Annotated in this window: 6 protein-coding genes; all 6 read left to right on the forward strand. The window is 57.3% G+C overall.

From position 1 onward, the window contains the following. Positions 1 to 4: 4 nt before the first annotated feature. Genes IU397_RS08255 through IU397_RS08280 form a run of 6 tightly spaced genes read left to right on the forward strand, consistent with a single transcriptional unit; the run spans position 5 to position 15091 of the window. Positions 5 to 5191, forward strand: a complete 5187-nt coding sequence (locus IU397_RS08255; protein WP_204412230.1) for a DEAD/DEAH box helicase — start codon at positions 5 to 7, stop codon at positions 5189 to 5191. Beyond that, a complete protein-coding gene (locus tag IU397_RS08260; protein WP_204412231.1) occupies positions 5188 to 7953 on the forward strand; it encodes a DEAD/DEAH box helicase in 2766 nt (921 codons plus the stop codon). The genes IU397_RS08255 and IU397_RS08260 overlap by 4 nt, the downstream gene beginning before the upstream one ends. Before the next feature lie 2 nt (positions 7954 to 7955). Further along, positions 7956 to 10634: an N-6 DNA methylase gene (locus IU397_RS08265; protein WP_204412232.1), complete on the forward strand. Its 2679-nt coding sequence runs from the start codon at positions 7956 to 7958 to the stop codon at positions 10632 to 10634. Continuing rightward, positions 10591 to 12453 carry a hypothetical protein gene (locus tag IU397_RS08270; RefSeq protein WP_204412233.1) on the forward strand — a complete coding sequence of 621 codons (1863 nt, stop codon included), beginning with the start codon at positions 10591 to 10593 and terminating at the stop codon, positions 12451 to 12453. Before IU397_RS08265 ends, IU397_RS08270 begins: the two co-directional genes overlap by 44 nt. Next, the gene (locus tag IU397_RS08275) at positions 12437 to 14413 is read left to right on the forward strand and encodes a hypothetical protein (RefSeq protein WP_204412234.1); all 1977 of its coding nucleotides are present in this window, start codon (positions 12437 to 12439) and stop codon (positions 14411 to 14413) included. The genes IU397_RS08270 and IU397_RS08275 overlap by 17 nt, the downstream gene beginning before the upstream one ends. A 12-nt stretch (positions 14414 to 14425) precedes the next feature. Then, positions 14426 to 15091, forward strand: a complete 666-nt coding sequence (locus IU397_RS08280; RefSeq protein WP_204412235.1) for an HNH endonuclease — start codon at positions 14426 to 14428, stop codon at positions 15089 to 15091. Positions 15092 to 15175 lie beyond the last annotated feature (84 nt).

The raw sequence follows: 15175 nt of genomic DNA on the forward strand, positions 1-15175 counted from the left end.
AAAAATGAAAGCCTTTGAATTCGATCAGCACCTTATAACAACCTATGAGCAGTTCTCACGCTCCTTCACGTCAATTCGATCGGAAGATTTGAGGTCTGAAATTGATCGCCAGTATGACGAAGGGCGTTTCTGGCCCGAGGCATTGTTGTCACTCAATCCCCGCTATCGGTCGGACAAGGATATCGATGAACTTGTAGAGTCGGGCGATTTGGATGACGCCACGGGCAAGGTGTTTCGTTTCGGCGACGCTCCTATGACGTTCTATCGGCATCAAGCCGAAGCAATCGCAAAAGCGAAAGCGGGCAAGAGTTATGTCGTGACGACCGGCACAGGATCGGGAAAGTCCATGTGCTTTTTTGTGCCGGTGGTGGACGCGATTATCCGGGCCTTGCGCGCAGGAAAACCAAGAAGAACAAGGGCGATCATCGTTTATCCGATGAACGCGCTTGCAAATAGCCAGTTGAAGGAGATCGACAAATTCCTCAGCCAGTCGGGCCTTCCGGAAAATATGCGCCCAGTGATCAAGCGATATACCGGACAGGAAAGTCAGGAAGAGCGCCAGAAGATTGCGGCCAATCCACCGGATATACTTCTGACAAACTATATGATGGCTGAACTCCTTCTGACGCGTCAGGATAAGCTTGACGCACAAGTGGTCGAGAATGCAAGCGGCTTGGAATTCATTATTCTGGATGAGCTGCATACCTACCGGGGACGACAAGGTGCAGACGTTGCCGTTCTTGTCCGGCGACTTCGAGACAGATGCGCACCCGACAGGGCGCCTGTATGCATCGGTACTTCGGCCACGATGGCATCCGAGGGATCAGATGAAAGCAGAGCTGTTGCCGTGGCAAAAGTCGCCTCCCGTTTGTTTGGCGCGGATATCGGTCCCGATGCCGTTATTGATGAGTCCCTTCAGCGTGCTACGGATGACAATATCAGTTTGGCAGAAGCTATTTCTGCTTTGTCATCGGTTCTTGCTGACGGCGTTCCGGATGTTTTGGATGATCAGACACTCAGAACGCATCCATTAGCGGTCTGGACCGAGCTTGCTCTTGGTCTTGATGATGGGCTCGAGCTCAAACGACAAAAGCCGGCACCTTTCCAAAGTGCGGTTGATCGCCTAGCCGCAGACAGCGGCTCAAGCTCTGAGGTTTGCAAAAGTGTTCTCCAGGATTTCCTGACCAAGGTCAGCCTCCCGGAGTGTGACAGAGGAGGAATCGGAGAGCGGGCATTTCTCGCGTTCAAACTTCACCGCTTTATCTCCGGCGCTGGTGAGGTCTTCACGACGCTGACAAAACATCCGCGAACCGTCCTGTTTGAAGGGCAGCTGGAGGATCCAAACGCACCCGGCAACCGACTCTACCCAACGCGTTTCTGCAGAAACTGCGGTCACGAGTATCATGTCGTTACGAAGACTGACGATGACGGCCATACGAGATTTCTGCCGCGAGGCATCGACGATACTCCGCTTGAGTCAGAAGACGGTTCTGAAGTTGCTGGTTATCTCTGCCCCGTGCCAGAAGGCGACGCCGATTTTGTATTCAACGGAGACCTGAGCACGTTTCCCGAAAGCTGGCTTGAGGAACGCAATGGCGTGGAGCGGTTGCGGTCCTATCGCAGAGCGCGTGCTCCTATTTCGTTTTTTGTTGAACCCGATGGACGTCACAGTTCAGGCGGCCGGGCGTTCTTCTTTGTGCCGGGCAAATTCGCGTTCTGCCTTTGCTGTCAGGATGAACCTAATCAGGGCATGCGGGAGCGCAGCAAACTTGCTGGGTTATCGGGTGAAGGCCGTAGCTCAGCAACGACGCTATTGGTGTCGAGCGCCCTAGAATGGATGAATTCGGCCGAGAGTGGCGTTCCGGATACGAAGCGAAAGCTTCTCGGATTTACGGATAACCGGCAAGACGCGGCGCTTCAGTCCGGTCATTTCAATGACTTTCTTTTTGTCAGTCTTTTGCGCGGCGCCATATTGCGGGCAATACTTGACGATGGCCATGACGGCCTGAGTGAGGATGAATTCGGCCTCAGGGTCGTCAAGGCGCTTGGCTTCGTCTCATCCAATGCAGGCGCGCGTGTTCATTGGATGCTGGATCCATCTGCGGGCGCCGTCATTCGTGAGGATGCACAGCGCGCCCTCGCCAAAGTGCTTGCCCATCGAGTCTGGACAGATCTCCGTCGCGGGTGGCGTTACACGAATCCCAGCCTCTCAGTTCTCAATCTGATTGATGTGCGATTTGTTGGTCTCGAGGAAGTTGCCAACGACCGCGAACGAATGATGGCTGTGCTGCCGGAGTTGGGAGAAGTCTCCGCCGACCAACGGCAACAACTCCTCAAGGAACTGCTCAGCGCAATGCTCGCCGGTCTTGCTGTCAACACAGAGTCGCTCGACCTCGCGGTGCTCGACGGTGTGGCGCAGAAATCCAGATCGCTGCTCCGTTCGCCCTGGGCCATCGACAGTAAGGAAAAGCCTCGAGGAAGGTCTGCGCTGGTTCAGCGCGCACCTGGCAAGGGCGTGGTCAGCCTGCGCGAAGAACAAACGCTACTCCGCGCGGGTCATAATTCTCGTATAGCCAGACTGATCAACAAGAATAGCGTCATCGGAACAAAACTGGGCAAAAATGACTACCTGGATTTCCTCGGGCGCCTTCTCGAACTTCTTTCCGATGAAGGTCTCGTTGTTCCCGTCGAGATCGACACAAATGTCATGGGCTGGCGGCTTACGCCGTCGGCTGTCAGGCTCGTGCCAGGGGCAGCGCTACGGGACGTGGCTGCGCGGGGAAATGAGTATTTTCATAACCTGTATCTCTCCATTGCGAATGATCTCGAGTTGGGGCGGAGCGCATATTGGGGGCTGGAAGGCCGGGAGCACACCGCACAGGTATCCCAAAAACAGCGCGAGTGGCGCGAATGGCGCTTCCGGTTCGAAAACGACGACCAGAGCAATCTGCAAGGTTCTGAATACAGAACCGAGATAAAGGCGACAGGTGAGTCAGACCAGTTCCTTCCGGCGCTCTTTTGCTCCCCGACAATGGAACTCGGTGTTGATATCTCAGCACTGAACGCCGTTTACCTACGCAACGTGCCGCCAACGCCGGCCAACTATGCGCAACGCGCAGGACGTGCCGGGCGCTCTGGTCAGGCTGCTGTGGTGGTCGCGTATTGTGCTTCAGGGTCGCCGCACGATCAGTATTTCTTTGATCGCCGCAATGATATGGTTGCCGGTGTTGTGAGGCCGCCAGCTCTCGACATCACAAATGAGGAACTCGTTCGCTCCCATCTTCATGCCGTCTGGCTTGCAGAATCTAAGCTGGCCCTGTCTCCGGACATTCCAGAAATACTGGATCTGCAAGCGGAGAAATTCCCGCTCAAAGATGACGTCGTAAGCGCCATATGCAAACCATCGCTGGTTTCGTCCGCAATGGTACCCATGAAGCGCGTATTGCATGCTATTCTGACGGCTGATGGCGGAGCGCTCCCAACATGGATGGATGATGCCGATGACTTCGTCCTCAGCGTAGCCATGGAGGCGCCGAAGTCGTTTGACCAGGCGTTTGGTCGATGGCGGGACCTCTATAAGTCAGCACGCAGTCAACTGTCCGAGGCCAATGCTCGATCAGAGATCACGGGACTCTCAGGCGCTGATCGGCGGAAGATCAAGTCGGCGCAGATTCAGGCGAGTGATCAGATCGCCATCCTTGAGCAAGGCAAGGCATCGAATGGTTCGGATTTCTATTCATATCGGTATCTAGCAACCGAGGGCTTTTTGCCGGGGTATAATTTTCCGCGACTTCCGCTTTACGCTTTTATTCCGGGTGAAGATAAAACCGGATCGTTTTTGTCGCGAGCCCGGTTCCTGGCGATTTCCGAGTTCGGCCCACGGAGTCTGATTTATCACGAGGGCCGCGCCTATCGCGTCATGAAAGCGAAGCTGCCCCCGGAGGCGCGAGGTGGCGACGGTTCGGAGCTTGCAACAAAGGATATCTTTATCTGCCAGGATTGTGGCGCTTGCCATGAAAATGAGGTGGAACGTTGCCATGGCTGCAACGCGCATTTGGCAGGTGAAGTGCCGATCAAGAAGACACTGCGGATCGACAATGTCGAGGCCATGCCGACCGAGCGCATTTCGGCAAATGATGAAGAGCGGGTGCGTCAGGGTTTTGACATTCAGACGGTCTTCTCCTGGCCTCGCAAGGAAGGACAGATTCAGGTCACCGATGCTGATTTCCGGTGTGGTGAGAAAAGTCTGTTGGCGCTGCAGTATGCCAACAGCGCCGAGATCAGTCGTTTGAACAAGGGGCTCAAGCGCCGACGGGATCAAACCGTCTTCGGCTTTTATATTGACCCAAGAACAGGATACTGGGCCAAGTCCGAGGATGAAGACGTGGAGACTGACGCGGCGCCGGACGTTGTGAGGCCTGTGCGGATTGTTCCGATCGTCAGGGACCACAAGAACGCGCTTTTGTTCCGGATTACGGAGCCGCAAGCCTACGCGCCTGAAACGATTACTACTCTGCAGCATGCACTGCTCAGGGGCATTGAAGTCGTCTACCAGCTGGAAGAAGGTGAAGTTTTGGGCGAGCCCTTGCCCGCACAAGACAATCGCCGGGCGATCCTTGCATATGAGGCGACCGAAGGCGGCGCGGGTGTTCTGACGCGCCTCATCGATGATCCAAAGGCAATCGCGCTGGTGGCCAAGACGGCGCTTGAGCTGATGCACTTTCAAAACATCGACGAGGCGATTGACGCAGGTGACGCTGCATTGCTCACGGACATAGACCATGAGGCCTGTGTCAGAGGATGTTATCGGTGCCTGCTCTCATATTTCAATCAGCCCGATCACGAGCAGATTGATCGGGCGAGCGATGAAGTGAAGCAGTTTCTGATTGACCTTGCCCGTGGCGAAACAATTATTTTGCAAGGGATAAAGCCGGATGCAGGGGCGCATTTATGGCTCAATGCCTTTGCTGCAGCCAATTTGCCTGAACCAGATACGTTGCATCTTGAACTCGGTGATTCGACGATCGAGTTTGGCTGGAAAACACATCGTGTCGCGGCAACTCTGCAACCGGTTACCAATGAGCTGTCAGGCGAGGCCCTGGAAAAGGGTTGGGAAATCGTCTCTCTGCCCTCAAGTCCTGACGGTGGACTGCCATCTCAGCTGGTGACACTGTTGGGGGGCGACGCATGAGTTTCAACGTATCACCGGGAGATCTTGTCCGGGCAAGAGGACGGGAGTGGGTCGCACTTCCTGCACCTGATAGTGACGTGCTGGCATTACGTCCGCTTTCTGGGAACGAAAACGACATCGTTCTGCTCAACCCTGAACTCGAATTGACGGCAGTGGAGCCTGCTCGTTTCGATCTGCCGACTGATGCGGTGCCAACTGTTCAATCGAAGGCGGCTCTGCTCAGCGACGCGCTGAGACTTACACTGCGTCGCGGCGCCGGCCCGTTCAGGTCGGCGGCTCATCTGGCCTTCGAGCCTCGTACTTATCAACTTGTGCCCTTGCTAATGGCTCTGAGGCTTCAGGTTCCGAGACTACTCATTGCTGATGATGTGGGGATTGGGAAAACCATCGAAGCCGGACTGATCCTCCGAGAGTTTATGGACCGGGGCGAGGTAGACTCTTTTTCTGTACTGTGCCCGCCGCACCTCGTGGATCAATGGCTCGTTGAGCTCAAGGACCGGTTCGGGATTGATGCGGTCCCGGTGACCTCGGGAACAGCGGCCCGTCTTGAACGCAATCTGCCCCTCGCCCAGACGTTGTTTGACGCATTTCCGTTCACTGTCGTCAGTCTTGACTACATTAAAGCAGAGAAACGGCGGGACGGATTCGCAAGGGCTTGCCCCGATTTCGTTATTGTGGATGAGGCTCACGCCTGCGTCGGCACCCACAAGGGCAAACAGCAGCGCTTTGATCTCCTTCAGGGGCTTGCAAAAGACGTCAGTCGTCGCCTGATCATGCTGACTGCAACGCCGCATTCGGGCGATGAAGAGGCTTTCGCGAGGCTCCTATCACTGATCAATGGTGAGTTCGCCAGCGCAGACTTTGACAATGTGCGTTATCGGGAGCGCCTCGCGCGGCATTTTGTTCAGCGCAGACGTGTGGACCTGATTGAAGGTGACTGGGATGAGACGCGTTCCTTTCCAAAACATGAGACCACGGAGTTTTCCTATCGGCTGACGGGACTGCACCTGGACTTTCAGGAGGCGGTAATCGACTACTGCCTTGGGGTGGTGTCACGCGCGGGGAGCCAGCGGCGCGATCAAAGGTTGGCGTTCTGGGGAACGCTCGCGCTCATGCGCTGCGTTGGGTCGTCACCGGCTGCGGCGCTCAGTGCCCTGAGGAACCGCGCCAGCAATGAGACTGAGCGCCTCGAACCCCAGATATACGATGAAGACGGCGATGACGAAGATGCCGTTGACCTCGAGCCGGGCACGGTCTTCACATCGGACCCTGAACTGCTTGCGCTGCTTGATAGAGCATCAGACCTTACAACCGAGACAGACCCGAAAATTGACGCGCTCGTCAGTGCCTTGAGACCTCTGATCAAAGACGGGGCAAATCCGGTCGTGTTTTGCCGGTATCTGGCAACTGCGGAATATGTGAAGACACGGCTCCGCAAAGCGTTTAGCAAACTCACTGTTGAAGCGGTAACTGGTGAACTGACACCTGATGAGCGCCGTGACCGGGTTGCCGAAATGGCGTCCGAAGACTCAAAAAAACAAACCCAGCGAATTCTTGTTGCCACCGATTGTCTGTCCGAAGGCATCAATCTTCAGCAACTCTTCGACACCGTGGTTCACTACGATCTTTCGTGGAACCCGACGCGACATCAGCAGCGAGAGGGCCGCGTTGACCGTTTTGGTCAGCCTGCCGAACTGGTTCGGTCAATCATGATGTTCTCGCCCGACAGCGCAATCGATGGCGCGGTTCTGGACGTCATCTTGCGAAAAGCAGAAGAGATTAGGAAAGCCACCGGCGTCACTGTTCCGCTACCGGAAGAACGGGGAGCGGTCACAGACGCATTGATGGCGTCGATGATGCTGCGTCGCGGCGGGCAGCAACAGCTTGCTCTGGATTTACGGCTCGATGACGGCACGCGCGCCATTGAGGCGCGGTGGCGCGATGCCAGCGAGAATGAAAAGAAATCACGCGCACGATTTGCCCAGAACGCAATGAAGCCGGGTGAAGTTGCACCGGAATGGAATAAGGTGAAAGACCTGCTCGGTTCGCCTGATGACGCCAGGTTATTTGTTGATCTGACCATGAGGAAATTCGGCGTACCGCTCGAGAAGAAGGGCACCGTTCATCTCGCCCATATCCACGCATTGCAGCCGAGCCTGAAAGAGAAACTGGATCAGCGCGGACTAAGGGACTCGGTGAGGCTTGCCACCGCCGAACCTGCGCCTTCGGGAACCAGCCTTCTGACTCGGACCCATCCCTTGACGTCCTCGCTGGCGGAAAGCCTTCTTGAAGCCTCCCTTGAGCCAGAGTCGTTGCCCGATCTTGGTATTGGCCGTGTCGGCGCTTGGCCAACGCCAGCGGTCTCCGTGCTGACGCGCATTGCCTTGCTTCGTCTGCGATACAAGCTGACCATTCATGCTAGAAAAGAACGACTGCTCCTCGCTGAAGAAGCAGCGCTTGTTGCTCTACACGGCAATGAGATCATTGCGTCCGGAAACGTAGTCCGGGAGTGGCTCGGCACATCGGCGACAGCCGACCTAGCCGACATTGCACGCAAGAGACTATCCGATGCGGCCAAAGCCGATTTGCCGATGATGGTTGCGGGTCCGCTGGCCGACTTTATCAGGCAGCGTGCGGACGAACTTGTTGAAGATCATGCCCGTCTGCGCGCGGCTGCGGGATCCGCCTCCAGGGTCAGCGTCGAAGCGGTGCTGCCGCCGGATGTGATCGGGCTCTTCGTTCTCATCCCGGACGAGGCCTGAACATGGCCCGTCGTCCTGTCACCGACCTTTCCGCCTGGCCGTCGATCAGCCTCGAAGGCAATCTGATTGCGCCCGCCATGCTGGCGCGAATTGATGAACGCGCTGCGCCTGAACAGAGCCCGGAAGACTATGGTGTCCGCAAGGGTCTGACGCTTCGCGAGGAAGTCTCCACCGCCTTCCGGGTCGGCCAATCGCATTTTGATGCCTTCAGTAAGCTGAGCAATCCCTCTGCCGACGCAACGCGCCGCTTCATGAGGGCCTTCCTCAAGGAGACGTTTGGGTTTGATGACATTGAGGACGGCGGCGGGCTGATCGCGCACTCTGCTGGCGGTCATCGCATTCCTGTCATCGTCGTGCCGCCGGATGAAGACCGGCTCGACCGGCGCAGCCCGACGCTTTCGGGCGAGCGCTCCCGCTCGCCCGCCTTTGCGTTGCAGGACTATCTCAACGAAGAGGATGACGCCCTCTGGGGACTTGCCACCAATGGCATGGTCATCCGCCTGATGCGGGACAACGCCTCTCTGACGCGCCCAGCCTTTATCGAGGCCGACCTTGCCCAGATATTCTCCAATGAGGATGCCGCCTCCTTCGGTTTGCTCTGGCTGCTGGTTCACCGCAGCCGCTTCGACAATGCAGGCGCCCCCGCCACCGACTGTGCGCTGGAGCGCTGGCGGGAAACGGGCACAAAAGAGGGTGAGGTCGCGCGTGACCGGCTCGCGGCGCAGGTCGAGCAAGCACTCAACATTCTTGGCTCGGGCTTCCTTGAGGCCAATCCGGCGCTCGCGGCCAAGCTTCAGTCAGGCGAGCAAAATCTCACCGAGTGGTTCAACGAGCTGTTGCGTCTGGTCTACCGCCTGATCTTTCTCATGGTCGCTGAGGACAGAAACCTTCTGCACCCGAAAGCCTCTCGCGCTGACGCGCGCAAGCTCTATGCGGACGGCTACAGCCTGGCCCATCTTCGCTCTCAGTGTTTTCGCGGGGCGACGTGGGACCGCCACCATGACCGCTATGAGGGGATTAAGATCATCTTCCGCTCACTGGCGGGCGGACAGGAGGCGCTATCGCTGCCCGCGCTTGGCGGGCTCTTTGCGCCGAACATGTTGCCGAGCCTAGAAACCGCGAAGCTGCGCAACCGCGCTTTCATGGAGGCGCTCTATCGCCTGTCATGGCTACAAGGCAAAACCGGAATGGCGCCGGTCAACTGGCGCGCCATGGAGGCGGAGGAACTGGGGTCCGTTTATGAATCCCTGCTCGAACTCCAGCCGCAGCTCGGCGATGACGGCAAGTCGCTCGTCTTTGCCTCCGATGCGGCTGAGCAAAAGGGCAATCAGCGCAAGACGACCGGCTCCTACTACACGCCCGACAGCCTCGTGCAGGCGCTGCTCGATACCGCGCTCGATCCCGTTCTCGACAAGACCGAAGCTGAAGCCGACGATCCAGAAACGGCCCTTCTGAACCTGTCCGTCATCGACCCTGCCTGCGGGTCCGGTCACTTCCTGCTGTCGGCAGCAAGACGGATCGCGACGCGCGTTGCCCGTATCCGTGCCGACGGCACACCTGCGCAGGAAGATTTCCGCCATGCCCTGCGGGATGTGGCGAGGTCGTGCATCCACGGGGTGGATCGCAACCCGATGGCGGTGGAGTTGACCAAGGTCGCGCTCTGGATCGAAACCGTCGATCCCGGCCTGCCGCTTGGGTTCTTCGATGCGCAGATCCGCTGTGGCGATGCGCTGCTCGGCGTGTTTGATCTCACCGTTCTGGAAGGCGGCATTCCGGATGCCGCCTACAAACCGCTGACGGGCGATGACAAGACGATCGCCAAATACTATCGCGACAAGAACAAGCGCGAAGTCAAAGAGCGCGAAAAGATCGCCAGCGGCTTCGGGTTCAACCGCCAGCAGGATTTCATGCGCGAATTTGCGCGGCTGCGGGCCATGCCGGAAAACACGGTGCGGCAGATCGAGGCGAAGTCAGAAAAGCTTCGCGCCCTGACAGCCGAAGGTGCCGCCGCGTGGACGCTGGAGACCGCCTGCGATCTCTATGTCTCGGCCTTCCTCCTGCCCAAAACAAAAGACGATCCCAATGCCGGGCCGAACGGCCTGCCGCGCCGTGGCACGGAAACCGTGCCGACTTCTGGCGCGGTCTGGGAATGGCTGCGCGGGGTGCAACTCTTCGGCCCGCTCTTTGCCAATAGCATCGATGCCGCCCGCAAAGCCCGCGCCTTCCATTGGCCGCTGGAATTCCCGGACATCATGCAAAGCGGCGGGTTCGATGTGGTGCTGGGCAACCCGCCTTGGGAGCGGGTGAAGCTACAGGAGCAGGAATTCTTTGCCCTGAAGGATCAGGACATCGCCACGGCGAAGAACGCTGCTGCGCGAAAGAAACTGATTGAAAAGTTGGCTGAAACGAATCCTCCGCTCGCCAGAGAATGGCAGGAGGCATTGCGAAGCGCCGCAGTCGAAAGCCACTTCATGCGGGAATCCGGTCGCTTCCCCCGCGGAGGGGTTGGAGATGTGAACACGTATGCGGTGTTTACTGACCAATTCTGGCAACTCACCCAACCGGAAGGCTACGCAGGACTGATTATTCCGACCGGGCTGGTTAGTGGGTTCACCTATCGCTTTTCTTGGGGAGTTGTTGAGTTCAAAATCGCTTGTCGCATTCTATGGCTTCGAGAATGAAGACCTCATTTTCCCTCACATCACGAACAAGGTGAAGTTTGGTCTGCTGACAATCGCGGGGCGCGATGTCCGAGTTGAACAGCCTTGGTTTACGGCGCACATTCGCCAGCCTGCCGAAATCGCCGATCCCGAGAAGCGTTACGCGCTAACTGTCGATGAAATTCGGGCGATCAATCCGAACACGCTCAATCTGCCCGCCTTTCGGTGGACTAGAGACGCCAAGGTAACGGCAGCTATCCACACAGCCGCACCGATCCTCATTGAGAAAGACGGAAACACGGTCACCGCCAATCCTTGGGGAGTTACGCCGAAAACACTCTTCCACATGTCGGGTGCTTCAGAGAGTTTTATTGACCACGACGAAGTCGCCCCATTGATTTTAGAGAGACGGGGCGCACTCGCTGTATTGAGCGACAGTCGCGAGGTTTATCCCCTATATGAAGGTAAAATGCTTTGGCAATTCGACCATCGATACGGGACTTACGAGAAGCAAACACTCAAACAAGCAAATAAGGGCGTTCTACCAAGGGTAAGTTTCGATCAGCACTATGATCCAACATATCAAGTGCAACCCAGATATTGGGTTGAAAAGGGACTTACTCACGATGCCCTGGCTGAACATGCCGAACGGGAATGGAGTTTCTCGTGGCGTGACGTTGGGCCTTCAGAACGAACATTTGTAGGCACCGCGATTCCCCGGACTGCGGCGGGCGATACGGCTTATCTTCTTTGCCCGGGACGAAGCGCTGAAGAGAACGTTGCTCTTGTTGGTATTCTTGGGTCACTCGTTTGCGATTACGCAGCTCGACAAAAGTCGAATCGAATGAAGTATTTTGTTGTCGAGCAGATACCGGCAATAGCGCCAGATGTCCTTAGCTCGAACTTCGATTTCCTTGGGTGCTCCGCAGGTGACTTTCTTACTAAGCGAGTTCTGGAGCTTTGCTACACAAATGAAGAAATGATTGGTCTCGCGAGAGATCTTCAGCATCACTCCTTACCTTACCGGTGGGTTCCAGCGAGGCGGGAGGTTTTGCAAGCTGAGGTCGATGGCGCTTTGATGCACCTTTACGGCTTGTCCCGCGATCAAGCCGATTGGCTCCTCGATTCCTTCACCGTTCTCCGAAAATACGAAGAACGCGATCACGGCGAGTTCCGAACAAAACGGCTTGTTCTTGAAGCCTACGACGCAATGGCAAAAGCCAAAGCCGAAGGTGTAGCCTACCAGACGCCGCTATCACCGCCGCCTGCCGATATAAGCCTTTGTCATGGCGCGGATGAATCAGGACTGCGCGCGATCGCACAACCCATCCAACTCCCGCCGCTCGAACAACTGCCCGATTCGATCTGGGCTCGGGCAGCGCCGTCACCGCAGCATGATCCGACAGCTGCGCTTGCGGCTATTCTTAAATCGCTGGATCAGCCAACAGAGATCCGGACCGTGCGTCTCGCCGCCGTGATGATGCTTGAGCCGCATTTGTTGACACCACTTCTTACTGGTCAGGATCAGCAAGACTGGCGGCGGCTGGTGGGTCCAGAGGCTAAACCCCATTCCAGCAATGTCGTAGGCTTTGCTGCCCGCACGACACCAGGATGGAATGCTGCGATCACGAACCATCGCGGGAATGGTCGATTGATCGAAGATCTGGCTGAAGGAACCTGGGCTCCTGGAACAGGCCTTGAGGCTTTCGACACAGCCGGCTGGCCAGAGGGACGGGCCAAATTCGCGCTCACTGTATTACGAAATCTCGACATCGATACGACCATAGAGGCAGCACCCGACGAAATTCGGGACTGGATCGGCAATGTCGCAACAGGATGACCTCTTCCCGGTTCCGCCTTTGAGCGTAGAGGTACCGCAAGGCCTCAAAGAGCCTCGACTCTGGGTGCGTCGGCTTAAGATATGGGAGGCACCGGGTGGTGAGGTTATCCGCGACATTGAGCTTCGGCCGGGCCTTAACATCATTTGGTCTCCGGACGGAGACGATGATCCAAACAGCGACGTGCGCGCCATTGGGCACGGCAGCGGCAAGACGCTGTTCTGCCGCCTACTAAGGTATTGCCTTGGCGAAGTCCGTTTTGCTGACGAGGTGCAGCGGGATGCGATCTCGACGACGTTATTGAATGGAGTCGTCGGCGCCGAAGTAATCCTAGACGGGGCTTGTTGGGCGGTCGTGCGGCCGCTAGGCGCCCAACGCAAACACTTCGCAATCAAGGACGGCGATCTTGATGCCGTCGCGACGATGGAAAGTGCTGCAACCGGCATTGAGCCGCTCATCGACGCCATAGACGCCGCAATACTTGGTGAAGGCACGGCACAGTTAGCGAGGTTATCCCCAGACCAACACGCCTGGCCTATCGCGCTCGCCTGGGCGTCTCGCGATCAGGAATGCCGCTTCGACGACGTGCTGGATTGGCGCTCGCCCGCATCGGGGTCCGACGCGCCGCAGCCGGCGAGTGGGGATGCGAAGGGACCGCGCCTTCTTGCGATGCGCGCCTTTCTGATGGCGATCACCGAGGACGAGCAAGCCGCTCGACGCCGGGAGCAGGAGATCTCAGTGCAATTGGACGAGGCGAAACGGCAGCGCTCATTTCTTGAGTGGGATCAGACCCGCCGCGTTGATCGGCTCGTGAGCGATCTTGGCCTGAGCGATACGTCACTCCCGGAGATGCCTCTTCTTCTCGACTCCCTGAAGTCTGCCGCGAGGCAGCGACTCGCGGCCGCCGCCAAGTTGCCTGCCGGCAATTCTTCCGAACTATCGGCGGCACGGAACTCACTTCAGGCGGCAAGAGCGACGCTGCGCGAAGCAGAACTCAAAGTAACAGGTCTTGAGGTAAAACTGCCGCTGGAAGAAAAGATTCTAAGTCAACTGAACAGCGAAATTCCAGGGCTGTCTGCAGCCGCACAAACAGCCACAAGTCCAATCTGTCCGATCTGCGAAGTCCCGCTCGATGCAGCCTTGGCTGAAGGCTGTAAGCTGTCCCATCGGCTTCCCGACGCTGCGCAATGTCGAGCGCGGTGGAATGCGAAGCAGCAAGAGGTTGAGGCTCAAGAGCAAGTTGTCTCCGGCGTGCGAACTGAGATTGAAAGCACAAAACCTGAGATAGCGCTCGCCATCCAAAATGTTCAGCAAGCAGAAGAACGCGTGCGCAGGCTGGAAGAGGCGGCGGACGCCCGCAATACGACTTGGCGAACCGCGACCCGCAGTGTCGAAGACGCACAACGTTGCGCAGAACTTGTCGATGAGCTTGCTGCCGCGAAGACGACGATTAGCTCCGCTGATAGTGAGCTGCAGCGTGTGCGGGAGCAGGTGCGCGGCTTCGAGGACAAGCAGGCGCAGACCATTGGTGCGATTTCGCAGAAGTTCTCAGCAATTGTTCGCCGTCTTCTTGGTGGTGATGCCAAAGGCACAATCCGTTTAACCGGCAAGGGTCTTGAAATCAGCGTCGAGGCCGGAGGAGACCGACGGACCGCGGCTATCGAGTCATTGAAGGTGCTCGCCTTCGATCTTTCCTGCCTGTGTTTGAGTATTGAGGGGCGAACGCGCATTCCTGCGTTTCTGATCCATGACAGTCCGCGTGAAGCGGACCTGGGTCAAACGATATATGATGAGTACTTCCAGCTTCTGAAACAGCTTGAGGAAGAGCTGTCGGGTGCTGTTTTTCAATACGTGGTGACGACCACGACGAAACCGCCGCAAGGACTCAATCGTGAACCTTGGCGTCGGGTGCTACTGCGGGGCGCGCCCGGCTCGGAGCGCCTTCTGCGGCGCGACCTGTGACATTGTGAGAAAATGATCGAAAGTCCACAATCCTTCATCGTCTCAACCGAATGCCAAAAGGCGGCTGAACGCCACGGCTTTCGGCGTCGGCTTCGAGAGGGAAACGGATGGGCGGCATTTCAGTCGACGACAGCGCAGGGTACGATTTGGTTAGCCTCAGGAGGGGTGTCAGGTCCCTGGTTTCTGGCGCTCGACCATGGCGGTGTGATCGAGGAGATCCGCCTGAATCTCGTGCCACTGGACGGTCCGGGCCTCGCTCGTTTCCGATTTGAGGATCTTCGCGAGCTATATGAGGTTCTTCCGCAGGTTTACGGGCTGGCGGCGAGTTTGCCGGATAGGCCGCTGCGCACCTTTCAAGCAAAAGTCAGAGACCTTCCAAGCTCGACAGAGGCGGAGCGTCTTATCGTTCAGCGCATCGGACAGAATATCTTTCGAGAGAGCCTAATGGACTACTGGCAAGGCCGTTGTCCTTTGACGGGAATAACAGACCCCGCACTACTTCGCGCTTCACACATCGTTCCCTGGAGCGAATGCGAAAGCGATGCCGATCGACTCGACGTGCACAACGGGCTTCTGTTGTCGGCGCTTTGGGACGCTGCCTTTGACCGAGGGCTTGTTACGTTTGCCGATGACGGAGAACTGAACCGTGCCGGATTTGCCGGAGGCTCCAACTCTTGAGTAGGATGGAGCATCATGAGCAAGACAACGAACAAGTATTCACCGGAAGTCCGCGAACGCGCTGTACGGATGGTATTGGATGGC

This window comes from Actibacterium sp. 188UL27-1 (assembly GCF_016901225.1).
Taxonomy (GTDB): Bacteria; Pseudomonadota; Alphaproteobacteria; order Rhodobacterales; family Rhodobacteraceae; genus 188UL27-1.

Coding starts and splice junctions, on each gene's coding strand:
- IU397_RS08255 (WP_204412230.1), top strand. CDS start 5: ATGAAAGCCTTTGAATTCGATCAGCACCTTATAACAACCTATGAGCAG.
- IU397_RS08260 (WP_204412231.1), top strand. CDS start 5,188: ATGAGTTTCAACGTATCACCGGGAGATCTTGTCCGGGCAAGAGGACGG.
- IU397_RS08265 (WP_204412232.1), top strand. CDS start 7,956: ATGGCCCGTCGTCCTGTCACCGACCTTTCCGCCTGGCCGTCGATCAGC.
- IU397_RS08275 (WP_204412234.1), top strand. CDS start 12,437: ATGTCGCAACAGGATGACCTCTTCCCGGTTCCGCCTTTGAGCGTAGAG.
- IU397_RS08280 (WP_204412235.1), top strand. CDS start 14,426: ATGATCGAAAGTCCACAATCCTTCATCGTCTCAACCGAATGCCAAAAG.